This window comes from Rubellimicrobium arenae, from assembly GCF_017916275.1.
Taxonomy (GTDB): domain Bacteria; phylum Pseudomonadota; class Alphaproteobacteria; order Rhodobacterales; family Rhodobacteraceae; genus Rubellimicrobium; species Rubellimicrobium arenae.
The window spans coordinates 66,792-91,067 of sequence record NZ_JAFMST010000014.1 but is presented as its reverse complement, the minus strand read 5'-3'; the positions used below and the strand labels follow the sequence as shown (position 1 = coordinate 91,067).

Genomic DNA, 24,276 nt, shown 5'->3' with positions numbered 1-24,276 from the left:
AAGGCTGCTGACAGAAGCTGTCAGGAGGAGCCATGTCCCGCAGCGATCGCCTGTTCCGGCTCCTTCATACCCTGCGCAGCTTGCCGGCCCCGGTCACCGCCGCGCGACTGGCCGAGGCGACGGAGGTGTCGGTCAGGTCGGTCTATCGCGACATCGCGGCCCTTCGCGCGGCGGGGGCCCGGATCGATGGCGAGGCCGGCTATGGCTATGCCCTCGAGGAGGATCCCGCGCTGCCTCCCCAGAGCTTCACGCGCCTGGAGATCGAGGCCCTTCTCCTTGGTCTGGGGGAGGTGCGGCAATCGGGTGACGCGGAGCTGGCGCAGGCTGCCGAATCGGTGGCCGCCAAGGTCATCGCCCGGCTTCCCGAGCGGCAGGCCCGGGAGGCCGCCCATGCCGTGCTCCGCGTTTACCGGCATGGGCCGCGCAAGGTGCCCCAGCGCGCGCTGTCGGTCCTGCGCGATGCGGCCTGGGAGGAGCGGGCCGTGGACATCGCCTATCGCGACGAGGCGGGCCGCGTGACCCGCCGCCGGGTCTGGCCTCTCGCCGTGGCCTTCCTCGACGAGGTGCTCCTGATGGTGGCCTGGTGTTGCCTGCGCCAGGATTTCCGGCGGTTCCGCCTCGACCGGATCGAGGTGGCCGATCCGACCGACGAAAGCTTCCGTCCCCGCCGGGTGGGCCTCCTGCGCGATTACGTGGCGACGCTGCGCTAGCCGATCCGGCCCCGAACGCCGCCGGTCTGGGCGCGATCAAGGAGCAGGTGGTCGGCCAGCACGAGCGCCATCATCGCCTCGCCCACCGGAACCGCACGGATGCCGACGCAGGGATCGTGGCGGCCCTTGGTGACGACCTCGGCCGCCGTGCCGTCGAGGCGGATGGAGCGGCGCGGCGACAGGATCGAGGAGGTCGGCTTGACGGCGAAGCGCAGGGTGATGGCCTGGCCCGTCGAGATGCCGCCCAGGATGCCGCCGGCGTGGTTCGAGCCGAAGCGGAGGGCGCCATCCTCCCAGAAGATCTCGTCCGCGTTGTCGCGTCCGGTGAGGGCGGCCGAGGCCATCCCCTCTCCGATCTCGACGCCCTTCACGGCGTTGATGGACATCATCGCCGCAGCGAGATCCGAATCCAGCTTGCCGTAGATCGGCGCGCCCAGGCCCGGGGGCACGCCCTCGGCCACCACCTCGATCATCGCGCCGACCGAGTTGTGGTCGTCCTTGCGCAACCAGGCGAGGTACTCTTCCCATTCCTGCGCGGCGACGGGATCGGGGCACCAGAAGTCGTTGCGCCCGATCTCGGCCCGGTCGAACCGGGACCGGTCGATGACCTTCTCGCCCATCTGCACCATGTAGCCGGTGATCCGGACCGCCGGGGCCAGCGTTTCCAGCACCTGCCGCGCCACCCCGGCCGCCGCGACCCGCGCCGCCGTTTCGCGGGCGGAGCTGCGCCCGCCGCCGCGGTAGTCGCGCACCCCGTATTTCAGGTGATAGGTCAGGTCGGCGTGACCGGGCCGGAAGGTTTGGGCGATGTCGCCGTAGTCCTTGGATCGCTGATCGGTGTTCTCGATCAGGAGGCTGATCGAGGTGCCCGTCGTCATCCCTTCGAAGACGCCCGACAGGATGCGGACGGCGTCGGGCTCCTGCCGCTGGGTGGTGTTTCGGTTCTGGCCGGGCCGGCGCTTGTCGAGCCAGGGCTGGATCAAGGCCTCGCTCAGCGGAACGCCCGGCGGGCAGCCGTCCACGACCGCGCCCAGGGCGGGCCCATGGCTTTCGCCCCAGGTCGTGAAGCGGAACAGGTGGCCGAAGGTGTTGACGCTCATGGGACGGGCTCCGTGGTTCCCGTGCCCTTACCGCATGGTCCCGCCGCCCGGAACCCCCGGCTCAGACCGGCAGGGGCATGGCGGGCAGGTCGTACTCGATCTCCTCCCAAGGGCGCAGCCCCATCTCCCGCATCAGGGTCCAGGCGCCCCGGCTGGCGTCGAAGCCGTGCTCGACACGCTCCCGGGCCGCGACGGCAAGGGCCAGCGCCCGCTCGGGCGTGCGGACGAGCCCCTCCAGCGCGCTTGCCAGGGCCTGCGGGTCGCGGGGCCGCACCAAGAGGCCGTCGACGCCATGGGTCACGAGTTCGCGCACGCCCCCCACGGCGGTGCCCACCACCGGAAGGCCGCAGGCCATCGCCTCCATGAGAGCCACGCCCAGCGGCTCATGATGGCTGGGCAGCACGAAGGCATGGGCGTGCCGCAACTCCTCGAGGATGCGCGCCTCACCGACCAGTCCAAGCAGGACCACGCGCCCCACGAGCCGCAGGTCGCGCAGCCGCGCCTCGAGCTCGCGCCGGAAGCCCTGCCCAGCCTCCTCGTCCTCGCCCGCGATGCGGAGACTGGCGGGCACGTTCCGGTCGAGCAGGCGGCGGAGCGCGACCAGGAGGTCCTGGAACCCCCGCGCAGGTTCCAGCCGTCCGCAGGCGAACAGGCGCAACGGCTCTCCGGGGGCCGGGGGCATGTAAGGATGCTCGCGGGAAAGGCGCGCGACGTCCACGCCCATCGGCTGCACGACGACGCGCGCCGGCCGATCCTCGCGGAGGACGGTCTTGACCTCGGCCAGCAGCCGCCGCGTGACCACCGTGGCAAAGCGGGCCCCGCGCCATTTGAAGTTCTGCCCCGGCCCATCCTCGGACAAGGGACCGTGCAGGGTGAGGCTGTAGGAAGGGCCGCCCATCCGCTCGGACAGGGCGGCGATCAGCGCGACGCGGCCCGTCGAATGGACGTGCACATGCCGCAGGCCATGGCGCGCCGCGCTTTGCGTCAGGGCGAGCGCCGGGCCAAGCGACAGCAGCAGATCGCGCCTGAAGCCCTGTTCGGCGCCGCGCAGTTCGCCCCAGGGAAGAGCCGGCAGCGCCCTCAGGCCCGACAGCCCGCCTTGGCCAAGATACTCGGTCCGCGCGACGGCCCCCGGCGCCCAGCCGTGGACCTGCTGGGCGGGCGGAGGCGGCTTGGTGGAGTAGAGCACGACCTCGACCCCCTGCGCCTCGAGGGCCAGGATCTCGCGCCAGAAGGCGGAGTGCGTCGGGCCAGGAAAGCCCGGCACGAGGTAGCCGATCCTCGGTCGTATCGCCATGTCGCTGTGCCCCCGTCCCGATCCCTCGGGACAAGGCAAGCCTGCCGCAGGATCGGTCATTCCGTCAAAGACAAAGCGAATGGAGCCCAGGCTGCCTTGGGGTTCGCTCCAGGCTCCGGAGCCGTCGCCGCTGCCCCTTGCCCACGCCATCAGACGTCCCGAGCGGCGGGTCCGGAGGGGGCCTGCGGGGCCTGGCTGCGTCCGAGGGGCGAGCGTTCCTCCTTCGGAGGCCAGGACAGGGGACCTTCGCAGGGACGGGCCGCGCGGTCGGTCCGCCGCACCGGACGCCCCTGATCCGGAATGCCCCGAACGTGCGCTGCAACACGATCCTTGGTGACATTCCGCGCAGAAACGGGCGGGGATTCGGCTTGGCCCAGGCTCCCGACCACGTTACCACAGCGACGCAACCGGCCCGGAGGAGGGGTCATGGCACCGATCCTCAGCATCCGAGACCTGCGGAAAAGCTACGACAACGGATTCGAGGCGCTGAAAGGTGTCTCGCTCGACATCCAGGCGGGCGAGATCCTCGCGCTGCTTGGCCCGAACGGGGCGGGCAAGACGACCCTCATCTCGGCCGTCTGCGGGATCGCGCGCATCACCGGCGGAACCGCCAGCGTGGCGGGCCACGACATCCAGCAGGACTGGCGCGCGGCGCGAACGCTGATCGGCCTCGTCCCGCAAGAGATCAACCTCGAGCCCTTCGAGAAGGTGTTCAACACCGTGAGCTTCTCGCGCGGGCTGTTCGGCAAGCCCCGCGACGACGCGCGGGTGGAGCGGATCCTGCGCCTGCTGTCGCTCTGGGACAAGAAGGACAGCAAGATCAACGAACTCTCCGGGGGCATGAAGCGCCGCGTCCTGATCGCCAAGGCGCTGAGCCACGACCCCCGCGTCCTGTTCCTCGACGAGCCCACGGCGGGCGTCGACGTGGAGCTGCGCCGCGACATGTGGCGCGTCGTCGACGAGTTGCGTCGCGAGGGCGTCACCATCATCCTGACCACCCACTACATCGAGGAGGCCGAGGCCATCGCCGACCGCGTGGCGGTGATCTCCAAGGGCCGCATCCTCCTGGTGGAGGACAAGGAAAGCCTGATGCGCCGCATGGGGCAGAAGGTGCTGCACGTCGCGCTCCAGCAGCCGCTGGTCGCCGTGCCGCAGGGTCTGGCCCGGTTCGACCTGACGCTCGACCAGGGGGGGCAGCGCCTGACCTACACTTACGACACCAAGGCCGAGCGGACGGGCATCGCCACGCTGCTCTCGGCCCTATCCGAGGCCGGGATCGCCGTCGCCGACCTCGACACCGAGGCGTCCTCGCTCGAGGACATCTTCGTGGGGCTCGTGCACGGCGACGAACGGGAGGCCGCGGAATGAACCTTTATGCCGTGCGCGCCATCTACACGCAGGAGATGGGGCGCTTCTTCCGCACGGTGACGCAGTCGCTGATCGCGCCGGTCCTGTCGACCTCGCTCTACTTCGTGGTCTTCGGCGCGGCCATCGGCGGGCGCATCCAGGAGGTCGAAGGCATCTCCTACGGCGCCTTCATCGTGCCGGGGCTCATCATGCTGTCGGTCATCACGCAGGGCATCTCGAACGCCTCGTTCGGGATCTATTTCCCCAAGTTCATCGGCACGATCTTCGAGGTGCTCTCCGCGCCTGTCAGCTTCTTCGAGGCGGTGATGGGCTATGTGGGCGCGGCAGCGTCCAAGTCCTTCATCATCGGGATCATCATCCTGATCACGAGCTGGTTCTTCGTCGACATCCGCATCGCGCATCCGGTCGCGATGCTGGCCTTCCTGGTGCTGACCTGCCTCAGCTTCGCGCTCATGGGCTTCATCATCGGCATCTGGGCCGGCAACTTCGAGCAGTTGCAGCTGATCCCGCTCCTGGTCATCACGCCGCTCGTGTTCCTGGGGGGCAGCTTCTACTCGGTGTCCATGCTGCCGGGGATCTGGCGGACGGTCGCGCTGTTCAACCCGGTGGTCTACCTGATCTCGGGCTTCCGCTGGTCGTTCTTCGGGATGGCGGACGTGCCCGTGGGGATCTCGCTCCTCGCCATCGCGGCCTTCACGGCGATTTGCCTGGGGATCGTCTGGTGGATCTTCCGAACCGGCTGGCGGCTGCGGCGCTGAGCCTTGCGGGACAGGGGGCGGGGGCATAGGTGCGGACCATGACCAGCCTCCCCGACCTTTTCCGCTTCGGCGCCCGTCGACCCACCGTCTCGGTGATCCGCCTCCAGGGGCCGATCGGCATGGGCGCGCGGTCGCTGACCGACGCGGGCCTGGCCCCTGCCATCGAGGCCGCCTTCGCCAGGAAGCCCGCCGCCGTGGCGCTGCAGATCAACAGCCCCGGCGGCTCGGCGGTGCAGTCCTCCCTGATCGCCGCGCGCATCCGGCGGCTGGCCGACGAGAAGAAGGTTCCGGTCCTTGCCTTCGTGGAGGACGTGGCGGCCTCGGGCGGCTACTGGCTCGCCACCGCCGCCGACGAGATCTGGTGCGACCAGGGGTCCATGCTCGGATCGATCGGCGTCATCAGCGCGGGCTTCGGGTTCCAGGACCTGATCGCGCGGCTGGGGGTGGAGCGGCGCGTCCACACGGCCGGCCGGTCCAAGTCCCTGCTGGACCCGTTCCGTCCGGAAAAGCCCGAGGACGTGGAGCGGCTGAGCCGCTGGCTGTCCCAGTTGCACGACGTGTTCATCGCGCATGTGCGCGGCCGGCGCGGCGCCAGGCTGGCCGACAACCCGGATCTGTTCACCGGTGAGGTCTGGATCGGACAGCAGGCCGTGACGCAGGGCCTTGCCGATGGGGTCGGGCATATCGCGCCGGTTCTCAAGGCGCGCTTCGGCGACAAGGTCAGGTTCCGCCGCTATGGCGTGCGCCGGTCCCTGCTGTCCCGCTTCGGCCTGGCCCTCGCGCAGGACGCGGTCGAGCTCATGGAGGAGCGGGCGGCCTTTGCCCGCTTTGGCCTGTGATCCTTATCAAGGCGGCGTTCCTGTTCCTGGCCTTCATGATCGGCATCGCGATCTGGGGACGGTTCCGCAAGCCGCCACGCCGCCTGACCCAGCGCGACAAGTTCTGCCCCTCCTGCGGCCGGCCCCGCATCGGCAAGGGGCCGTGCCCCTGCGGACGCCGCGCATGAGGGCGCTTGTCACCGGCGGGGCCGCCCGGCTGGGGCGGGCCATGGCGCTCAGGCTTGCCGAGCGTGGGCATGACGTCGCGATCCACTACAACTCCTCCGAGGAGGAGGCGCAGGCCGTCGTTCGCGAGGTCGAGGTCCTGGGCCGTCGTGCCGTGGCGCTGAAGGCCGACCTTCTGGACGAGGCGCAGGTGATATCGCTCCTGCCGCAGGCGGCGCAGGCGCTGGGCGGGCCGGTGACGGTCCTCGTCAACAACGCGTCGATCTTCGACTACGACAACATCACGACCGCGACGCGCGAAAGCTGGGACCGCCATTTCGGCAGCAATCTGCGCGCGCCCTTCCTGCTGATCCAGGCCTTGGCGGCCCAGGTTCCCGACCCGGTCCCGGACGCGAGGGGGGAGCCGGTCGCGCAGGGCCTCGTGGTCAACATGGTGGACCAGCGGGTGCGGAAGCTCACGCCCGAGTTCATGACCTACACCCTGGCCAAGGCGGGCCTCTGGACGCTGACCCAGACGGCGGCGCAGGCGCTGGCGCCCCGGGTCCGCGTCAACGCCATCGGACCGGGGCCGACCATCCGGGGGCACCGTCAGACCGAGGATCACTTTGCCCGCCAGCGGGCCGGGACGGTGCTGACGCGCGGCTCCAACCCCGAGGACATCACCGCCGCGCTGACCTTTTTCCTGGACGCCAAGGCAGTGACCGGCGAGCTGCTCTGCGTGGACGGTGGGCAGCATCTCGGGTGGAGAACCCCCGACATCATCGGTCGTGGCTAAGGTTATCCACAGTTATCCACAGATTCTCCACTGGGGGCTGTGCAGGACTCCCATCAGTCTCCACATGCGGCGTTGCAGCGGAGAAATCCGAACCACATCAAACCAATAGGCTGCGGATCGATCTTCATGCCGCGCCGCGGAGCAGGGGAGGGCCCTTTTCACCTCCGTGCGATCCATCCCCGGACTTATCCACAGGCCCTGTTGTTTCATCCCCTTCGCCCGCGCTAGATTGCCCTCCCAAAGCCGCGACATGAACATGCCCGACGACCTTCAGCCCCAGACCCCCGACACGCCCGCCCTGACCGGGCACGAGCGCATCGCGGCCTATCTTCGCCAGCTCGACTCGAGCCCGGGGGTGTACCGGATGCTCGATGCCGAGGCGCGCGTCCTGTATGTCGGCAAGGCCAAGAACCTGAAGGCGCGGGTGTCGAACTACGCCCGGCCCTCGGGCCATTCGGCACGCATCGCCCGGATGATCCGGGAAACCGTGTCGATGATGTTCCTGACGACCAAGACGGAGACCGAAGCGCTCCTTCTGGAACAGAACCTCATCAAGCAGCTCAAGCCGCGCTACAACGTGCTTCTGCGCGACGACAAGTCGTTCCCGAACATCATCATCAGCGCCCACAAATACCCCCAGATCCGCAAGCATCGGGGCGCGCGGACCGACAAGGGCGACTACTTCGGGCCCTTCGCCAGCGCGGGCGCGGTGAACCGGACGCTGAACCAGCTCCAGAAGGCGTTCCTGCTGCGGTCCTGCACGGACGCGGTGTTCTCGTCGCGCACGCGGCCCTGCCTGCTTCACCAGATCAAGCGGTGCTCGGCGCCCTGCGTGGGCCTGATCTCCGAGGACGACTACGCGGATTCGGTCTTCGACGCCGCGCGGTTCCTGTCGGGCAAGACGACCAAGGTGCAGGAAACGCTCGCCCGCCAGATGTCCGAGGCCGCCGAGGCCATGGAGTTCGAGCGCGCGGCGGCCCTGCGCGACCGGATCAAGGCGCTGACCCAGGTTCAGACCGCGCAGGGCATCAACCCCCGCACGGTGGCCGAGGCCGATATCGTGGCGCTGCACATGGAGGGGGGGCAGGCCTGCGTGCAGGTCTTCTTCATCCGCGCCAACCAGAACTGGGGCAACCACGACTTCTACCCGCGCCTTGCGGGCGACGACGACCCGGGCGAGGTCATGCAGGCTTTCCTGGGGCAGTTCTATTCGGACCGCGACCCGCCGCCGCTGGTCCTGTGCTCCAACGGCGTGGACGAGCCCGAGGTGCTGATGGCAGCGCTGAGCGAGAAGGCCCGCCGCCGCGTGGACATCACCGTCCCCCAGCGCGGCGAGAAGGCCGAGCTGGTCGAGGGCGCCCTGCGCAACGCCCGCGAATCGCTGGCCCGCCGGATGAGCGAGTCCGCCACCCAGGCCAAGCTTCTGGACGGCCTGACCGAAAAGTTCGAGCTGCCCACGCGCCCCCGCCGGATCGAGGTCTACGACAACTCCCACATCATGGGGACGAACGCGATCGGGGCCTTCATCGTCTCGGGCCCGGAAGGCTTCGAGAAGGGGCAGTACCGCAAGTTCAACATCGAGACGGCCAAGCCCGGCGACGATTTCGGCATGATGAAGGAGGTGCTGACCCGCCGCTTCACCCGCCTGCTCAAGGAGGACCCGGACCGCGAGAGCGCCGCCTGGCCGGACCTCCTGCTGATCGACGGCGGGCAGGGGCAAGTCTCGGCGGTCTACGAGGTGATGGCCGAGCTGGGCGTCCATGACATTCCGATGATCGGCGTCGCCAAGGGCATCGATCGCGACCTCGGCAAGGAGGAGTTCCACCGCGTGGGCCGGCGCCCGATGGCGCTGCCGCACAACGACCCGGTGCTCTACTTCGTGCAGCGCCTGCGGGACGAGGCGCACCGATTTGCCATTGGCACGCACCGGGCCAAACGGGCCAAGAGCCTGCTCGCCAACCCGCTGGACGAGATCCCGGGCGTGGGGGCGACCCGCAAGAGGGCGCTGCTGCAGCACTTCGGTTCGGCCAAGGCGGTCAGCCGGGCGGCGCTCGTGGACCTCAAGGCGGTGCCAGGGGTATCGGACCAGCTGGCCGAGACCATCTATGGCTACTTCCACGAGAAGGGCTGACCGTCAGGCCGCCCAGGATCATCCCGCCAGCCAGACTCCCAGGGCGATCAGGCCGATCGCAACGGCCAGAAGCCTGAGGCCCCGGCGCGGGCCTGCCCCGCCTCGACCGAGCCGTCGGCTGTAGGACAGCCCTGACCCGGGGAGGCCGACCGTGCCTTGGACGCCCTGGCGCCCGACGTTCACCGAAATGCCGCGGCCCCCGAGGGTCGCGCTGACGCCCGTCCGGCCCAAATTGAGCCGCAGGCTGGGCGCCAGCCTGATCGACCTGCGGAACCGAAACCCCATGTCTGCCTCCGGAACAAGGAATTGCCTCCGGCCTAGCAGCCCCTGCCGTCCTTGCGAAGCCGTGTCCCCCGAGCGGGCGCGTTCCGGCATCGAGCATGGGGGAGGCTGCATGGACCGGGGCGCGAGGCGGCGGGGGCAATCAGCATGATCGCACGCGGAGGAATGGAAAGCCGCGTCGCGCCACAGTGGGGAATTCAGTTGCGACCTGAGGCAGAACGCCCGTGGGCGGGCGTGGGGCGCATCCCGAACTGAACCTCGACCACGATCCCGCCCGCACTGGGGCAAGGAGCCCGATCCGCCCAAGCCCCATGGCTGCGCCGCCCCCGGTTCAGGGCCTGGGCGCAACGGATGGCAGGCGCAGGCCAACTGGTGAATCGATGCCGGTCACAGCACATGGAGATGTGGGGCCGGATTCTGTCCAGGCCCTCTCCCGCTGAGCGGTCATCGCGCGACCTGCTCTGTCGCTTGGCGTCCTTATGGTCCGTGTCCGCGGGCATCGGGCCACCGCGGGACCGTCGAGCCGGGCTGCGCCGGTCCAGTGATGACAGCCTCCACCGGCCCGTGCCTTCCCCTGCGGTGCTGCAAACGCTACATCGGGTCCATGATCGTCTGGACGCTCCCCAATACGCTGACCGTGCTGCGCCTTCTTGCGGCGCCCGGGGTCGCCATCATGTTCCTTTACTTCACCCGGCCCTGGGCGGATTTCCTGGCGTTGACCCTTTTTATCGGGGCGGCGATCACGGACTACTTCGACGGCTACCTCGCGCGGCTCTGGAAGCAAGAATCGCGCTTCGGCGCGATGCTCGACCCGATCGCGGACAAGGCCATGGTGGTCATCGCGATCATGGTCATCACCGGCTACAACGGCATGAATCCCTGGCTGATCCTCCCAGCCACCGTGATCCTCTTCCGCGAGGTCTTCGTCAGCGGCCTGCGGGAGTATCTCGGCTCCAAGGCGGGGCTCCTGAAGGTGACGAAGCTCGCCAAATGGAAAACCACGGCTCAGATGGTCGCCATCGCGGTGCTGTTCCTGGGCACGGGGCTTGCCGTCATGGACGTGCCGCCGCCCCGCGTGGGGCGGGTAGGGCTGCCGCCGGGCACCACCTGGGCGGGGCTCGCCACCTGGGCGGGCCTGTTCCTCATCTGGGTGGCGGCCATCCTGACGGCCATCACAGGCTGGGACTACTTCCGCAAGTCCCTGCCGTTCCTCAAGGACGCGCCATGATCCACGTGCTCTACTTCGCCTGGCTGCGGGAACGGGCAGGCACTTCGCGCGAGAGCGTGGAAACCCGGGCGCCGACGGTCTCCGCGCTGGTGGAGGAGCTGCGGGCCCGCAGCGAGGGCCATGCGCTCGCCTTCTCGGACCTTCGCGCGGTGCGCGTCGCCGTGGACCAGAAGCTGGCTTCCTTCGAGGCGCCTCTGGATGGCGCGCGCGAGGTGGCCTTCTTTCCGCCGATGACCGGGGGCTGATCGTGGAGGTGCGCGTCGGCCCGGAGGCGTTCGACCCCGGCGCGGAGCTGTCGGCCTTCGTCGCCGGGGTCGCCGGCGCCGGAGCAGTGGTGAGCTTCACGGGGGTCGTGCGGGGCGACGGCGGGCTCGAGGCCATGGAGATCGAGCATTACCCCGGCATGACCGAGGCCGCCATCGCAGGGATGGTGGACCAGGCGCGCCACCGTTTCGGCCTCGTGGCCGTGCGGGTCCTGCATCGGCATGGACGGCTGGCGGCGGGAGAGCCGATCATGATGGTGCTGACCGCCGCGCCGCATCGCCGTGCCGCCTTCGATGCGGCAGACTTCCTCATGGACTATCTCAAGTCCCGCGCGCCCTTCTGGAAAAAGGAACTCGGGCCCGGGGGGAGCGCGTGGGTCGCCGCCAAGGACGAGGACGAGGAGTCTCTGGACCGCTGGGCCCCCGACCGCGCCTGACGCGCATCGCCGCTATGCGGCGCTTGCACGGCAGGGTTACGTGTCCCTATGGTAATCCCAGAGTGGAGATGCGGGGCACTGCCCGCCGGGTTCCAGGGAGAGGTTCGCCCATGACCAACGTCGTCATCGCCTCGGCCGCACGTACGGCCGTGGGCTCGTTCGCTGGCGCCTTCGCCAATACGCCCGCCCATGACCTCGGGGCCGCCGTTCTCCGCGCCGTGGTCGAACGGGCCGGGGTCGAAGCCGGCGAGGTGAGCGAGACGATCCTGGGCCAGGTGCTGACGGCCGCGCAGGGCCAGAACCCGGCCCGGCAGGCGCATATCAACGCGGGGCTGCCCAAGGAGAGCGCCGCCTGGAGCCTCAACCAGGTCTGCGGCTCGGGCCTCCGCGCCGTGGCGCTGGGCGCCCAGCATATCATGCTGGGCGATGCATCCATCATCTGTGCGGGCGGGCAGGAGAACATGACCCTGTCGCCCCATGCCGCGCCGCTGCGGGCCGGGCACAAGATGGGCGACATGAGCTTCATCGACACGATGATCAAGGACGGGCTCTGGGACGCCTTCAACGGCTACCACATGGGCCAGACCGCCGAGAACGTCGCCCAGCAATGGCAGATCTCGCGCGAAGAGCAGGACCAGTTCGCCGTCGCCTCGCAGAACAAGGCCGAGGCGGCGCAGCAGGCGGGGAGGTTCGCGGACGAGATCGTGCCCTTCGTCATCAAGGGCCGGAAGGGCGACACCACCGTCGACCAGGACGAATACATCCGCCACGGCGCGACCATCGACGCGGTGGCCAAGCTGCGGCCGGCGTTCACCAAGGACGGCTCCGTGACGGCGGGGAACGCCTCCGGCCTGAATGATGGCGCAGCGGCGGTGCTGCTGATGTCCGAGGACGAGGCGCAGCGGCGCGGGATCGAGCCGCTGGCGCGGATCGCCTCCTATGCGACCGCGGGCCTTGACCCGTCGATCATGGGCGTGGGGCCGATCTACGCCTCGCGCAAGGCGCTGGAGAAGGCGGGGTGGAAGGTCGGCGACCTCGACCTCGTGGAGGCCAACGAGGCCTTCGCCGCCCAAGCCTGCGCGGTGAACAAGGACATGGGCTGGGACCCGTCCATCGTGAATGTCAACGGCGGCGCCATCGCCATCGGGCACCCGATCGGCGCCTCGGGCGCGCGGGTGCTGAACACGCTCCTTTACGAAATGAAGCGGCGGGACGCCAGGAAGGGTCTCGCCACGCTCTGCATCGGCGGCGGCATGGGCGTCGCGCTCTGCGTCGAGCGATAAGGGTTTCGCGGCCCTTCGGGGCGGCGAGAGGGTGGCCCCGCGAGGGAGGAGAGCGGGGCCGCCCTTCCAATCGGACATCTTGAAGGGGGGGAGTTTGTCATGGCGAGAGTCGTTCTTGTCACCGGGGGCTCGCGCGGGATCGGCGCGGCCATTTCCAGGGCGCTGATGGCCGAGGGCTACCAGGTCGCCGCGACCTACGCCGGCAATGATGACGCCGCCCGTGCCTTCACGGACGCGACGGGCATCAGGACCTTCAAGTGGAACGTGGCCGATTATGAGGCCTGCAAGGCAGGTGTGGCCGAGGTCGAGGCGGCCCTGGGGCCTGTCGAGATCCTGGTGAACAACGCCGGCATCACCCGGGATGCCCCCTTCCACCGGATGACGCCGCAGCAATGGCGCGAGGTCATCGACACGAACCTGACCGGCCTGTTCAACATGACCCATGTGGTCTGGGGCGGGATGCGGGACCGCAAGTTCGGGAGGGTCATCAACATCTCGTCGATCAATGGCCAGAAGGGGCAATTCGCCCAGGCCAACTATGCCGCTGCCAAGGCGGGCGACATCGGCTTCACCAAGGCCCTGGCGCAGGAAGGGGCGCGGGCGGGGATCACCGTCAACGTCATCGCGCCGGGCTACATCAACACCGAGATGATGGCAGGCATCAAACCCGAGGTGATGCAGGACGTGATCCTGCCGGCGATTCCGGTCGGGCGGTTGGGCGAGCCCGAAGAGATCGCTCGCTGCGTGGCATTCCTGGCCTCGGACGCGGCAGGGTTCATCACCGGCTCCACGCTGTCGGCGAACGGCGGTCAATACATGAGCTGAGCCCGCGGGCGGGCGCCACGGCCGGACCGGCTCCGCCAATGGCGGGGCGGTCCGAAGTGTCGGATCCAACCAGAGGCTCTGTCCGTCTCCCTTGTCCGGGCCAAGGACGCGCCCGTTGACCGGCGGCGCCCCGATTCGGCTGTCGCTCTCCGACGAAGTTATCGGGCACCGTCCTTCAGCGGAGCCGGGCTTGGCTCGAAGTGGAGTTCGAGCCCGCGCCACGGGGCCGCTGCCACGGCAGGTGTTGGCCGAGGGCGATCGACGGTCCGCCAGTGCGTGACAGGTGTCCAGGGGGGCGAGCGTGGGGTCAGCCGGCGCCTGAATGACAAGGAGCGAACGGCGACGCATGATCGTTCAGCGCCTTGGGGATACAGGCGTATCCAGAGGCTGGATGCTCTGGCGCGTCAGGTCGGCATGGGCCGGCGAGGACCACTCTTGGACTCCGCGGGACCGGGCGGCCGACCGGGGTTGCGCCGTCGCGAATCAGGGCGTTTCAGGTCCAGGCCCAGCCGACGCAGCCAGCCCGACTGCTGCTCCAACCTAGCCGGAGACCCCAAGCCTGCGAGGCCATTCTCGGATGAACTGGCCGTTTCGGCACCTGAGGAGCCGCTGTCCTGTCGAAGGGACAATCAGAGCACGGACGGCGCGCACCGCGACGGGCGCGCGCCAGGCCGCAAGGTCCTGACTTGGGCCGCTTAGGGGGCGTCAGTGCGCCGTCAGGCGGGTGATCTCTTCCTTGATCATGAGTTTCTGCTTCTTCATGCGCGCGATCTCGAGATCGTCGATCCCGGGGCTGCGCTGGGCCGCTTCTACGGCCTCCGACAACGTCTGGTGCTTCCGGCGAAGTTCTTCCAGATGGCCGTTCAGACTCATGAGTCGTCCTCCATGGTGGTGAAGCCTGCCATCCTGAAGTCGATCACAGATCCAGAGTTCTGTCATGCGGCTGGATGGCACGGCCCGCTGTCGGCGGATCTTCGCTCGTTCTGGTTGAGTAATGGTTAACGCCAGGGCAGAACTGCACCGTTTCGCAGCACGTCACGGGCCCAGGGTGAGAGATCCTCGCCGTCGCGCTCGTGCCGGGACGCCGCGTGAACGCACAGCGGTGCCAGCAGGCGGAACGGGGCGCGGCCTCCCTTGCGGGCCCGGAGCAGGAACGTGGCGGCCGGGCGTCCTTCGCGCGGGACGAGGGGGATCAACTCGGGTGAGCCGATGGTGGCCGGAAGGGCTGCCAGGACCTCGGGGAGGCGGGCGGTGCGCTGGATCAGGGTCAGCGTGCCGCCGGGACGTAGGCGGCGGGCGGCCAGACCCAGCCAATAGGGCAGGGGGGCCGGGCCGCCATGCGCGAGGTCGCGTCCCGGATCCGCCGCCGGCGTGGTCGTCGTCCGGTCGTAATAGGGCGGGTTCAGCAGAACGTGGTCGAAGACCCGGGCCAGGAGCGACGCGGGCGGGGACACCACATCGCCGTTCACCACCGTTAGCGGAAGGGCATTCAGGCTGGCGTTCTCCCGGGCCAGGGCCGCATAGGCGGGCTGCAGCTCCAGTCCGCAGAGCGCCAGTCCGGGCACCCGGGTCCCAAGCGCCAGGATCGCCGCGCCTGCGCCGCATCCGAGCTCCAGGGCCGACTCCCCGGAGCGCGCCGGAACGGCCGCCGCCAGAAGGATCGCGTCCATGCCCGAGCGGAATCCCCGCGCCGGTTGCCGCAGCCTGAGCCGTCCCCCCAGGAAGGCATCGAGCGTGAGGTCAGAGTCCGCGGTCGATGCCGTTGTCTCGGATGACCACGATGGCATCGTCAAGATCCTCGTCGCGCACCATGAGGCGGCGGGGCAGCACCCCGATGGAGCCTTCGAGGACGCTCATGTTGTGATCGAGCGGGAAGCAATCTATACCCTCCCCCCGCAGGAGCGCGGTGGCGAAGGCGATCACGGTGGGATCGGTGGTGCGCAGCAGTTCCCGCATCGTCCGGACAGGCTAACCGCCCGCCCTCCCCGATGTCGAGCCCGTGGAAAGACCTTGATGAGCCTCGATCACGCCCGCGCGAAACCCCATGACCGTCTCGCGGCCGCGCTGGAGGGAGATCTGGCGCGGGTGGGGACACTGATCCGCGAGCGGATGGCCTCGGAGGCCGCGCCGCGCATTCCCCAGGTCACGGCGCACCTGATCGACGCCGGCGGCAAGCGGCTGAGGCCGATGCTGGTGCTTGCCGCGGCGCGGATGATGGGCTTCGAAGGGTCCTATCACATCCACCTGGCCGTGGCGGTGGAGTTCATCCATACGGCGACGCTGCTCCATGACGACGTGGTGGACGACTCCAAGCAGCGCCGTGGCCGTCCGACCGCCAACCTCCTGTGGGACAACATGAGCTCGGTGCTGGTGGGGGATTACCTCTTCGCCCGGGCCTTCCAGCTCATGGTCGAGCCGGGGAGCCTCCGGGTCCTCGATATCCTGGCCAACGCCTCGGCCACCATCTCCGAAGGCGAGGTGCTGCAACTGGTCGTGGCGCGCGACCTGTCGGCCACCGAGGAGACCTATCTCAGGGTGATCCGGGGCAAGACCGCCGCGCTCTTTTCCGCCGCCACGCAGGCCGGTGGGGTCATCGCGGGGGCCAGCGCCGACCAGGAGGAGGCCCTTCGCGAATACGGGGATGCCTTGGGAATCGCGTTCCAGATCGTGGATGACCTGCTCGACATCGAGGGCACGGATGCGATCGGCAAGAACCGGGGGGACGACCTGCGGGAAGGCAAGCTGACCCTTCCGGTGATCCGGGCCATCGCCCGGGCCGACGAGGAGGAGCGTGCCTTCTGGACCCGCACCGTGGGACGCGGGCAGGTCGAGGCCGAGGACGTGGAGCGCGCGCGCGCCATCATGGAGGCGCATGGGGCGCTGGACTCCACCCGGGCCGAGGCCGGGATGTGGGTGGCCCGTGCCAAGGCCGCTCTGGAACGGTTGCCCGCCCATCCGCTGCGCGAGATGCTGGCCGACCTCGCCGATTACGTCGTCGCCCGCGAGGTCTGACCACCGGCCTGGGCGTCATAGGCAGCCTGCGCCGCCATGACCGCCTCGATGTTCGTTTCGGCCCAGCGTGCGAGCGCCTGGGCCGTTTCGGACAAGGTCCGGCCCAGCGGGGTGATGGCGTATTCCACTGTCACGGGCACGGTGGGGAAGGCTTGGCGGGTGACCAGGCCGTCGCGCTCGAGCCTCTTGAGCGTCTGGGACAGGACCTTCTGCGACACGCCCTCGATCTCGCGCCGCAGGTGGTTGAAGCGCATTGGCCCCTCGGTCAGGCGCCCCAGCACCAGCAGCACCCACTTGTCCGCGAGCCGGTCGAGCACGAGGCGCGTGGGACAGGCTTCCGAATAAACGTCGTAGATCATGATACGGCCCTTGGCGGTTTCCCTGCAGTAACCTGGTGTCGAAAGGGTGCCTTCTTCCGCACCGCTTCGAATCATGCCATCTGCTGGCGCATGGAAACCAGGTTTCAATTTGAAACCATGTAGACGATGGAGATGGCGATGTCAGGACGGATTCTCGTGCTCGGTGCGACGGGGACGGTAGGGGCGCATGTGGTGGCCGGGCTCGTGGCCCGGGGCGAGAACGTGAAGGCCGCCTCCCGCGGCGCGACCCCGGTCGCCGGCGCCGAGGCGGTGCGCTTCGACCACATGGATCCCTCCACCCATGAGGCGGCCTTCGACGGCGTGGACCGGGCGTATGTCCTGGTTCCCTCGGGCTACCTGAACACGCTGGAGATCCTGAGCCCCATCATCGAGCGTGCGGCCGGGGCGGGCACCAAGGTGGTGTTCCAGAGCGTCATCGGCGTGGACGCGGATGATTCGATCCCCTACCGGCAAGCCGAACTGCAGCTGGAGCGGAGCGGCACGCGCTGGGTCACGCTGCGGCCGAACTGGTTCATGGACAACTTCCACACCTACTGGCGCGACGGGATCGTGCGGCACGGCGTCATCACCGTCCCGGCGGCGGACGGCAAGACGAGCTTCATCGACGCCCGCGACATCGCCGCCTCGGCCGTGGCGGCGCTGACCACCGATCGCTTCGACAACCGGGCCTTCAACCTGACGGGTCCCGAGGCCCTGAGCTACCATGAGGCTGCCGCGTCTCTGTCGAACCTGCTTGGCCGCAGCGTCACCTATCGTCCGGTCGACGACGAGACGTTCGTCGGCATCGTGACCGCCGCAGGCGTGCCCGAGGATTACGCGCGCTTCCTCGCGGCCATCTTCCACCCGGTTCGGGAAGGCTGGGCCTCTGTCGTGACCCCGGACGTCGAGACGCTGACCGGGCGGGCGCCCCGCGACCTGGGAACCTACGCCCGGGATAACGCGGCCCGCTTCTCCGCCTAGGCCAGCATCGGGGCCGGGGCGACCCACCAGGCCTGGCGCGCCACCTGGATGATTCGGGCGGCCGTCCGGGCCGACCCGGCGTCCTTGGTGATGCCGACGCAGGTGGCCCCGGAGCCCGACATGACGGCCGCCAGCACCCCGGGTGTCCGCCGGAGCAGGTCCAGCGCGTCCTTGACCGGGGGCGCCAGCGTCTCGGCCGGGGCTTGCAGGTCGTTCCGCACCATCCGGAGCCAGGCCGCGAAGTCCTCGGCCTTGCCCACCTTGGGCAGGTCGGGCAGCGGCGGGTTCTCCTTGGTGGCGAGGGCCTGGAACACGTCCCTGGTCGGCAGCGAGGTCCCGGGATTGACGAGGATGAGCCCCAGGCTGGGCAGCGGGGGAAGCGTTTCGATCACCTCCCCGCGTCCACGCATCCGGGCCGGCGCCGGCGCGCGCAGGCACACCGGGACGTCCGAGCCCAGCGAGAGCACCTCCGGGGCGTCGGCCGCCAAGGGCTCCACGTTCCAGAGCTTGGCCAGGAGCTTGAGCGTCGCGGCCGCATCCGATGACCCCGAGCCGATCCCGGCCCCATGGGGCAGGTTCTTGGTCAGGCGGATGACGGCTCCCTTCTCCACGCCCCGCGCGTCGCGCAGGATGCGGGCGGCCCGGAGCACTAGGTTCGTTTCATCGGTCGGCACGCCGGGGGCGAAGGGACCGCCCACCGTGAGCGAGAGCTCCCGCGAGGGGGTCGCCGTGATCTGGTCGCCGGTCCCCGCGAAGACCACGAGGCTGTCGAGCTGGTGATATCCGTCCGCGCCCAGGCCGGTGACATGGAGGGCGAGGTTCACCTTGGCGGGGGCGAAGCCTTTATCCACCGGGGCTGACGGCAGGCACTCCGGCCGTTTCCTTGCTCGGGTCGGCGGGCGATGCGCCAAGGCCGTCGGCCAGCTTGGCGCGGATGCGCTCGGCCTCGTCGGGGGACGGGTCGAAGGACAAGGCGCGGGTCCACTGGAAGCGGGCCTCGCGGGTGCGTCCCACCATCCAGTAGGCGTCGCCCAGGTGATCGTTCACCACCGGATCCGTCGCGGCAAGGCTTGCGGCCTTTTCCAGCTCGACCACAGCCTCGGGATACCGCGAGAGCTTGAAGTAGGCCCACCCGAGCGAGTCGACGATCGCGCCGCTGTCGGGCCGCAGGTCCACCGCGCGGCGGATCATGTCCAGCGCTTCGTCCAGCTTCTCCCCCCGGTCCACCAGAGAATAGCCCAGGTGATTGAGGAGCTGGGGCTGGTCGGGCCGGAGCGCCAGAGCCGCCCGCAGGTCCTCCTCGGTGCCTGGCCAGTTCGCCTGACCCTCGCGGGCCAGCGCCCTCATGAAGCGCATGTACCAGAGGCGCCCGGAACCGTCCGGGGAAAGATCGATCGCACGGGTGTAGGCGGCCTCCGCCTCCGCGAAGCGGTCCATCCCGCGAAGAAGGTCGCCGAGCTCCGCCTGGACCTCGGGCAGGTCCGGATGATCCTGGGCCAACTGGCTGAGGACCTCCAGCGCGGCCGCGTCCTCGCCTTGCGCCTTGAGGACGCCGGCGCGTCCCAGCTCGGCCGAAACGGCCAGCGGGTCCTCGGCGGGAACGAGCGCATAGGCGTCGCGGGCGAGCGTTGGCTGCCCCAGCTTCTCGAGGAGCTGCCCGGCCAGAAGAGCCGCCTCGGCATGGCGGGGGTCCAGCGCCAGGGCGGCGCGGGCATAAAGAAGGGCCGCTTCGGCGTCCTCGGGCGCGAGGGCGGCCGAAACGCTGTGATACACCTCGGCCAAGCCCTCGGCCGGGGTGGTGACAAGGTCGAAGGACACGGGCGTCCCGGCGGCCAGACGGGCGCGCAGGTCGGCCAGCGGCGCGTCGAGATCGGAGCCGAAGCCTTGGTCGATCAGGGCCAGCCCGTCCTGCGGGCGACCAAGGGCGGCCAGGATTTCCGCATGGGCGAGGACGGCCCGGCGGGTGTGCTGCATTCCTTCGGATTCAGGCAGCGCCAGCACTGCATCGGCCCCGGCAAGATCGCCGGCCAGCGCAAGGGCCAGCGCCTTGTGATAGAGCGCAAAGGCCCGCAAGGCCGGGGTCGTCGCGATCTCGTCGAAGGCGGACACCGCGGCCCCGGTATCGCCCAGCCCGACCCAGGCCCAGCCGCGCGACAGCCCGTCCACCAGCGAGTTGACGCTGTGCCCTGCCTCGAGTTCCCCTAGGAGGCCGCGCCAGTCGCCCGTCCCGGCATGGGACAGGGCCAGGGTCAGGCTGGCGTAGGGGCTCGCAAGCCCGGCCTCGACGATGCGGGTGGCCAGATCCTCTGCCGCCTCGATGCGGCCCAGGCCCAGGTTGGCCGACAGCGCATTGCCCAGAAGCCACGGGTTGGTCGGATCCGCCGCAAGGGCCTCGGCGAACAGGTCGGCCGCAACCGGCAGGTCCGCCGCCCCGCGGGCCGCCCGGGCCGCGAGATAGGTGCCCGCGGGGGCTGTGCTGGCCTCCGTTGCGGACGATTGGGCCCCGGCCGGCGTCCAGGCGATCAGTGCCAAAGCGGTGGCCAGGCCCCCAAGAAGGGCAGACCCTCGTCCCGATGCGTGCAAGGTCCTGTTCCTTGTCGTCCTGTCCCGTCCGCCAAGTTAGGGACGGGTGTGAGCGGGTGCAATCAAGGGTGGAACGATCCGGGATGCAACCGGCGATTTCCCGCCCCCGTGCGCGGTCGCCGCGTCCGGGGGCGTTCGACCCCGTCACATGTTGGGGTAGTTGGGTCCGTCGCCCCCCTGCGGGACGGTCCAGACGATGTTCTGGCTGGGATCCTTGATGTCACAGGTCTTGCAGTGGACGCAGTTCTGGAAGTTGATCTGGAACCGCGGTCCCGTGGGCTCCTCGACCACCTCGTAGACGCCGGCCGGGCAGTAGCGTTGCGCGGGCTCGGCAAAGAGGGGCAGGTTCCGCGCGATCGGGATGCTCGGGTCCTTGAGCTTCAGGTGCGCGGGCTGGTCGGGGTCGTGGTTGGTGCCCGAATAGGCCACGTTGGTCACCCGGTCGAAGCTGAGCTTCCCGTCGGGCTTGGGGTAGGCGATGGGCTTGTGCTTCGCCGCGGGCTCGGTCGATTCGGCGTCGGTCTTGCCGTGGCGGATCTCGCCGAAGACCGAACGGTTCAGGAGCGTGCGCGTCCACATGTCGAGGCCGCCCAGGCCCATGGAGGCCATGACGCCGTAGCGGGACCAGAGCGGCTTCACGTTCGCCACCGCACGCAGGTCGCGGCCCACCGCGCCGGTCCGCACGACGTTGTCGTAGTCCTCGAGCACGTCGCCCTCGCGCCCCGCGGCGATGGCGGCCTGCGCCACCTCGGCCGCGTGGATGCCCGAGAGCATCGCGTTGTGGTTGCCCTTGATGCGGGGGACGTTGACCATGCCCGCCGCGCAGCCCAGGAGCGCGCCGCCCGGGAAGGCGAGCTTCGGCAGCGACTGCCAGCCGCCTTCGTTGATGGCCCGCGCGCCGTAGGCCGTGCGCTTGCCGCCCGTCAGGATCTCGGCCACGAGCGGGTGGTGCTTGAAGCGCTGGAACTCGCCGTAGGGGTACAGGTAGGGGTTGCGGTAGTTCAGGTGGACGACGAAGCCCACATAGACCTCGGTGTCGGACAGGCCGTAGATGAACCCGCCGCCGCCCGCGCTGCGGTCCAGCGGCCAGCCCATCGTGTGGAACACCCGGCCCGCGCCGAAGCGGCCTGGCTCCACGGTCCAGAGCTCCTTCATCCCCAGGCCGTACTTCTGGGGCTCGCGTCCCTCGGCCAGCTTGAACTGCGCGATCACCTGCTGGGACAGGGAGCCGCGCACGCCTTCGGCCAGGAACACGTACTTGCCCCGGATCTCCATGCCCGGCTCGTAGTTCGGGCCGGGCGTGCCCTCGAAGGTGCCGTCCGCGACCTTGCCGAACTCGCCCGCGACGACCCCCGCAAGGCGGCCGTTCTCGCCCCAGACCAGCTCGGAGCAGGACATGCCGGTGAACAGCTCGACGCCCAGATCCTCGGCCTGCCGGGCCAGCCAGCGGCAGACGTTGCCCATGGACACGATGTAGTTGCCATGGTTGTCCATCAGGGGCGGCATGATCCGGTTGGGGATCTTCACCCGCCCGCCTTCGCCCAGGACATAGAAGGCGTCCTCGGTGACCGGCGTGTCGAGCGGCGCGCCCTTGGCCTTCCAGTCGGGGATGAGGGCGTTGAGGCCCACCGGGTCGAGCACCGCGCCCGAGAGGATATGGGCGCCGACCTCGGAGCCCTTCTCGAGCAGGACCACCGACAGGTCGGGATCGAGCTGCTTCAGACGGATCGCCGCCGACAGGCCGGCCGGACCGCCGCCGACGATCACCACGTCGTAGTCCATGGATTCGCGTTCGACTTCGGCCATCGCCCTGCCCCTCTGCATTTCAGGCTCCGGAGGTAGACATTTGTGCGGGAAAGCGCAAATGCGACATGGCGTTGCATCACCCCTGGCGCGGCCAGGGGTGCGCGGCACTTGACTTGGGACCCTCCCGCCGGGTTATGAACCTGTCCCTGAACCACCCAGCGTGCGTAAGAAGGCTGCAAATGGAAAAGATCCCGCTGACCCGCGCCGGGTACGACAAGCTCGACGCCGAGCTCAAGCGCCTCAAGACTGTGGAGCGGCCCGAGATCATCGCGGCCATCGCCGAGGCGCGCGCCCACGGCGACCTGTCGGAAAACGCCGAGTATCATTCCGCCAAGGAGAAGCAGAGCTTCATCGAGGGCCGGATCAAGGAGCTCGAAAGCGTCATCTCTCTGGCCGAGGTGATCGACACCGCCAAGCTGTCGGGGCCGATCAAGTTCGGCGCGACCGTGCAGCTTGTCGACGAGGACACCGACGAGGAGAAGACCTACCAGATTGTCGGCGAGTACGAAGCCGACATCGAGAAGGGACGCCTCAACATCAAGTCGCCCCTGGCCCGCGCGCTGATCGGCAAGGGGGTCGGCGACAGCGTCGAGGTCCGCACCCCGGGCGGCGAGAAGAGCTACGAAGTCCTCAGCATCTCCTACTCCTGAGGAGAGCCGGGCCCGGCCCGCGGTGTGGACCTCAGCCGAGGTCCAGCACCATGGTCGTGGCCGCCCGGAAGCGGAAGACGTAGCGCAGCAGGCCCGTGGAATGCCGGGCCACCGCCCTGTAGCCGACCCGCTCATAGAGCGCGCGGGCCCGCGTGTTGTCCTCCACCACGTCGAGCCGGACCTCGTGGTAGCCCCGCGCGCGCGCTTCGGCCGCGATCGCGTCCAGAAGGCGGGTCCCGACCCCCTGTCCACGGGCCTCGGGCGCGACGAAGATGCCATCCATCAGGAAGCGGACGTTTTCGGTCTCGCGCGACAGGAGCGCCAGGACGGCCAGGCGCCACATGGCGCCGATCCGGCCATAGACGCGCGCCATGTCCGCGAAGTCGCCCCCCACCAGCGCGCCCTCGAGGGTCTTGAACCCGGCCACCCCGAGCAGCCGCCCGTCCTCGTCGAAGGCGCAGAAGGCGTGGTCGGGGGAGAGCACGGTCTCGATGAAGCGAAGGGCACGGTCCCTCGGGCCCAAGGCCCGGCCCAGCTTCTGGCCGAAGGCTTCCCAATACAGGGCGGCGATGGCCGGCCGGTCGACGGGTGTGAAGCCACGAACGATGCGCATGACAGGGATGTTGGGCGGTTCGCTTCGGAAATCCAGCCCCGACTCCCTGATCGGCGGAAAGCCCGTCCCGCGCCCCCGCCCCGCGATGCGGCGCAGGGCTCCTCGGCATCCATCTCGGGCGCGTTCGACCCCTAGAGCCAGCTTGCGGCCTTGGTCAGGTCCTCGGGCGTGTTGATGTTCAGGAACGGATCGGGACCGCCGGCTCCTAAGTCGAAGACGACCCGTCGCGCGCCCTGCCGGTCGGCGAAGTCGAGGACCCGTCGCAGGCCCCCGGACAGGTCGTCGCGGAGCTGGGCGCCCAGGGCGCTCGGCCAGAGCCCGGCCACCGGATGATCGCGCCCGCCCGAGCTGGCGATGGCCGGCGCGCCAGCCTGCCGCAGGCGCGGCAGGAGATCGGGTGGCAGGAAGGGCGCGTCGCCCGGCACGCTGAGGACCTCACGGGCGCCCAGGCGTTCCGCCCATTCCATCGCGGCGAGAAGCCCCGCGAGCGGCCCCGGCCGACCTTCGACCGGATCCGGCAGGACGATCAGGCCGAAGGCCGCAAAGCGGGCCGGATCGCCGTTGGCGTTGATCGCGACAGGGCTGGCCTGCGGACCCAGCCGCCGCAGGATCTCCGACAGGATCGTGCCCGTCCCCAAGGGTCGGAGCATCTTGTCGCCGCCGCCCATCCTGCGCGCGAGGCCGCCCGCGACGATGACGGCTGGGATCGGGACAAGGCTCACGGCAGGCTCCTTCTTCGGCCGGACCCCAGGATAGGCGTGCGGCGCGACCCGGGCCAGCTGGACTTGACCCCGGGCCCGTGGGGGCGACC

Annotated in this window: 27 protein-coding genes; 15 read left to right on the top strand and 12 right to left on the bottom strand. The window is 69.5% G+C overall.

Translation table 11 applies throughout. From position 1 onward, the window contains the following. The first annotated feature begins 32 nt into the window (after positions 1–32). The gene (locus J3P31_RS18945; RefSeq protein WP_210530082.1) at positions 33–710 is read left to right on the top strand and encodes a helix-turn-helix transcriptional regulator; all 678 of its coding nucleotides are present in this window, start codon (positions 33–35) and stop codon (positions 708–710) included. Here J3P31_RS18945 and aroC read toward each other — a convergent pair. Next, the gene (gene aroC / locus J3P31_RS18940) at positions 707–1,810 is read right to left on the bottom strand and encodes a chorismate synthase (RefSeq protein ID WP_210530081.1); all 1,104 of its coding nucleotides are present in this window, start codon (positions 1,808–1,810) and stop codon (positions 707–709) included. The two genes, J3P31_RS18945 and aroC, sit on opposite strands and share 4 nt — an antisense overlap. A 61-nt stretch (positions 1,811–1,871) precedes the next feature. Next, positions 1,872–3,107, bottom strand: a complete 1,236-nt coding sequence (epsE, locus tag J3P31_RS18935) for an exopolysaccharide biosynthesis GT4 family glycosyltransferase EpsE (protein WP_210530080.1) — start codon at positions 3,105–3,107, stop codon at positions 1,872–1,874. Positions 3,108–3,533: 426 nt separating this feature from the next. Between epsE and J3P31_RS18930 the strand changes: the two genes are divergently transcribed. From J3P31_RS18930 to uvrC, 6 genes are all read left to right on the top strand, one after another. Continuing rightward, positions 3,534–4,475 carry an ABC transporter ATP-binding protein gene (locus J3P31_RS18930; RefSeq protein ID WP_210530079.1) on the top strand — a complete coding sequence of 314 codons (942 nt, stop codon included), beginning with the start codon at positions 3,534–3,536 and terminating at the stop codon, positions 4,473–4,475. Beyond that, positions 4,472–5,233, top strand: a complete 762-nt coding sequence (locus J3P31_RS18925) for an ABC transporter permease (RefSeq protein ID WP_210530078.1) — start codon at positions 4,472–4,474, stop codon at positions 5,231–5,233. The genes J3P31_RS18930 and J3P31_RS18925 overlap by 4 nt, the downstream gene beginning before the upstream one ends. A gap of 38 nt (positions 5,234–5,271) precedes the next feature. After that, positions 5,272–6,072 carry a S49 family peptidase gene (locus J3P31_RS18920; protein ID WP_210530077.1) on the top strand — a complete coding sequence of 267 codons (801 nt, stop codon included), beginning with the start codon at positions 5,272–5,274 and terminating at the stop codon, positions 6,070–6,072. Continuing rightward, a complete protein-coding gene (locus J3P31_RS18915) occupies positions 6,069–6,239 on the top strand; it encodes a hypothetical protein (protein ID WP_210530109.1) in 171 nt (56 codons plus the stop codon). The genes J3P31_RS18920 and J3P31_RS18915 overlap by 4 nt, the downstream gene beginning before the upstream one ends. Further along, the gene (locus J3P31_RS18910) at positions 6,236–7,012 is read left to right on the top strand and encodes an SDR family oxidoreductase (protein WP_210530076.1); all 777 of its coding nucleotides are present in this window, start codon (positions 6,236–6,238) and stop codon (positions 7,010–7,012) included. Before J3P31_RS18915 ends, J3P31_RS18910 begins: the two co-directional genes overlap by 4 nt. Before the next feature lie 256 nt (positions 7,013–7,268). Then, positions 7,269–9,143 (top strand): excinuclease ABC subunit UvrC, encoded by a 1,875-nt coding sequence (gene uvrC / locus J3P31_RS18905; RefSeq protein ID WP_210530075.1) that lies wholly within the window; start codon positions 7,269–7,271, stop codon positions 9,141–9,143. A gap of 18 nt (positions 9,144–9,161) precedes the next feature. Here uvrC and J3P31_RS18900 read toward each other — a convergent pair whose 3' ends face one another. Continuing rightward, a complete protein-coding gene (locus J3P31_RS18900; protein WP_210530074.1) occupies positions 9,162–9,428 on the bottom strand; it encodes a DUF4236 domain-containing protein in 267 nt (88 codons plus the stop codon). Between the two features lie 604 nt (positions 9,429–10,032). On the opposite strand from J3P31_RS18900, the gene pgsA reads away from it, so the two are divergent. The 5 genes from pgsA (at position 10,033) to phbB (ending at position 13,461) form a co-directional block, all read left to right on the top strand. After that, positions 10,033–10,653 (top strand): CDP-diacylglycerol--glycerol-3-phosphate 3-phosphatidyltransferase, encoded by a 621-nt coding sequence (gene pgsA / locus J3P31_RS18895; protein ID WP_210530107.1) that lies wholly within the window; start codon positions 10,033–10,035, stop codon positions 10,651–10,653. After that, positions 10,650–10,898, top strand: coding sequence for a molybdopterin converting factor subunit 1 (gene moaD, locus J3P31_RS18890; protein WP_210530073.1), 249 nt, complete (start codon positions 10,650–10,652; stop codon positions 10,896–10,898). Before pgsA ends, moaD begins: the two co-directional genes overlap by 4 nt. A 2-nt stretch (positions 10,899–10,900) precedes the next feature. Beyond that, positions 10,901–11,353 (top strand): molybdenum cofactor biosynthesis protein MoaE, encoded by a 453-nt coding sequence (locus tag J3P31_RS18885; protein WP_210530072.1) that lies wholly within the window; start codon positions 10,901–10,903, stop codon positions 11,351–11,353. Positions 11,354–11,463: 110 nt separating this feature from the next. Continuing rightward, entirely contained in the window at positions 11,464–12,636 is a 1,173-nt protein-coding gene (locus tag J3P31_RS18880; RefSeq protein WP_210530071.1) for an acetyl-CoA C-acetyltransferase, read from the top strand. 99 nt (positions 12,637–12,735) lie between these two features. Further along, positions 12,736–13,461, top strand: a complete 726-nt coding sequence (phbB, locus tag J3P31_RS18875) for an acetoacetyl-CoA reductase (protein WP_210530070.1) — start codon at positions 12,736–12,738, stop codon at positions 13,459–13,461. Positions 13,462–14,166: 705 nt separating this feature from the next. Here the strand turns inward: phbB and J3P31_RS18870 are convergent. The 3 genes from J3P31_RS18870 to J3P31_RS18860 all read right to left on the bottom strand — a co-directional run bounded on the left by J3P31_RS18870 (position 14,167) and on the right by J3P31_RS18860 (position 15,417). Further along, positions 14,167–14,334, bottom strand: coding sequence for a YdcH family protein (locus J3P31_RS18870; protein WP_210530069.1), 168 nt, complete (start codon positions 14,332–14,334; stop codon positions 14,167–14,169). Positions 14,335–14,459: 125 nt separating this feature from the next. Next, positions 14,460–15,248, bottom strand: a complete 789-nt coding sequence (locus J3P31_RS18865) for a tRNA1(Val) (adenine(37)-N6)-methyltransferase (RefSeq protein ID WP_210530068.1) — start codon at positions 15,246–15,248, stop codon at positions 14,460–14,462. Continuing rightward, the gene (locus J3P31_RS18860) at positions 15,202–15,417 is read right to left on the bottom strand and encodes a putative signal transducing protein (protein ID WP_210530067.1); all 216 of its coding nucleotides are present in this window, start codon (positions 15,415–15,417) and stop codon (positions 15,202–15,204) included. Before J3P31_RS18860 ends, J3P31_RS18865 begins: the two co-directional genes overlap by 47 nt. 57 nt (positions 15,418–15,474) lie before the next feature. Here J3P31_RS18860 and J3P31_RS18855 point away from each other — a divergent pair, with 57 nt between their 5' ends. Then, on the top strand, positions 15,475–16,473 hold the full coding sequence (locus J3P31_RS18855; protein WP_210530066.1) for a polyprenyl synthetase family protein: 999 nt from the start codon (positions 15,475–15,477) through the stop codon (positions 16,471–16,473). Here the strand turns inward: J3P31_RS18855 and J3P31_RS18850 are convergent. After that, positions 16,449–16,832, bottom strand: coding sequence for a winged helix-turn-helix transcriptional regulator (locus tag J3P31_RS18850; RefSeq protein ID WP_210530065.1), 384 nt, complete (start codon positions 16,830–16,832; stop codon positions 16,449–16,451). The genes J3P31_RS18855 and J3P31_RS18850 overlap by 25 nt on opposite strands. Positions 16,833–16,970: 138 nt before the next feature. Here J3P31_RS18850 and J3P31_RS18845 point away from each other — a divergent pair, with 138 nt between their 5' ends. After that, positions 16,971–17,813, top strand: coding sequence for an SDR family oxidoreductase (locus tag J3P31_RS18845; protein WP_210530064.1), 843 nt, complete (start codon positions 16,971–16,973; stop codon positions 17,811–17,813). On the opposite strand, the gene J3P31_RS18840 is transcribed toward J3P31_RS18845, so the two are convergent. From J3P31_RS18840 to J3P31_RS18830, 3 genes are all read right to left on the bottom strand, one after another. After that, positions 17,810–18,664 carry a 4-(cytidine 5'-diphospho)-2-C-methyl-D-erythritol kinase gene (locus J3P31_RS18840; RefSeq protein WP_210530063.1) on the bottom strand — a complete coding sequence of 285 codons (855 nt, stop codon included), beginning with the start codon at positions 18,662–18,664 and terminating at the stop codon, positions 17,810–17,812. The genes J3P31_RS18845 and J3P31_RS18840 overlap by 4 nt on opposite strands. Continuing rightward, positions 18,657–20,345: a tetratricopeptide repeat protein gene (locus tag J3P31_RS18835; protein ID WP_246849669.1), complete on the bottom strand. Its 1,689-nt coding sequence runs from the start codon at positions 20,343–20,345 to the stop codon at positions 18,657–18,659. Before J3P31_RS18835 ends, J3P31_RS18840 begins: the two co-directional genes overlap by 8 nt. 195 nt (positions 20,346–20,540) lie before the next feature. Beyond that, the gene (locus tag J3P31_RS18830) at positions 20,541–22,202 is read right to left on the bottom strand and encodes an electron transfer flavoprotein-ubiquinone oxidoreductase (RefSeq protein WP_210530062.1); all 1,662 of its coding nucleotides are present in this window, start codon (positions 22,200–22,202) and stop codon (positions 20,541–20,543) included. A gap of 179 nt (positions 22,203–22,381) precedes the next feature. On the opposite strand from J3P31_RS18830, the gene greA reads away from it, so the two are divergent. After that, the gene (greA, locus tag J3P31_RS18825; protein WP_210530061.1) at positions 22,382–22,852 is read left to right on the top strand and encodes a transcription elongation factor GreA; all 471 of its coding nucleotides are present in this window, start codon (positions 22,382–22,384) and stop codon (positions 22,850–22,852) included. A gap of 31 nt (positions 22,853–22,883) precedes the next feature. Here the strand turns inward: greA and J3P31_RS18820 are convergent, their stop codons facing one another. Together J3P31_RS18820 and mobA are read right to left on the bottom strand one after the other, a co-directional pair. Further along, a complete protein-coding gene (locus J3P31_RS18820) occupies positions 22,884–23,465 on the bottom strand; it encodes a GNAT family N-acetyltransferase (RefSeq protein ID WP_210530060.1) in 582 nt (193 codons plus the stop codon). A 131-nt stretch (positions 23,466–23,596) separates the two neighbouring features. Next, a complete protein-coding gene (mobA, locus tag J3P31_RS18815) occupies positions 23,597–24,187 on the bottom strand; it encodes a molybdenum cofactor guanylyltransferase MobA (protein ID WP_368373117.1) in 591 nt (196 codons plus the stop codon). Between the last annotated feature and the right edge of the window lie 89 nt (positions 24,188–24,276).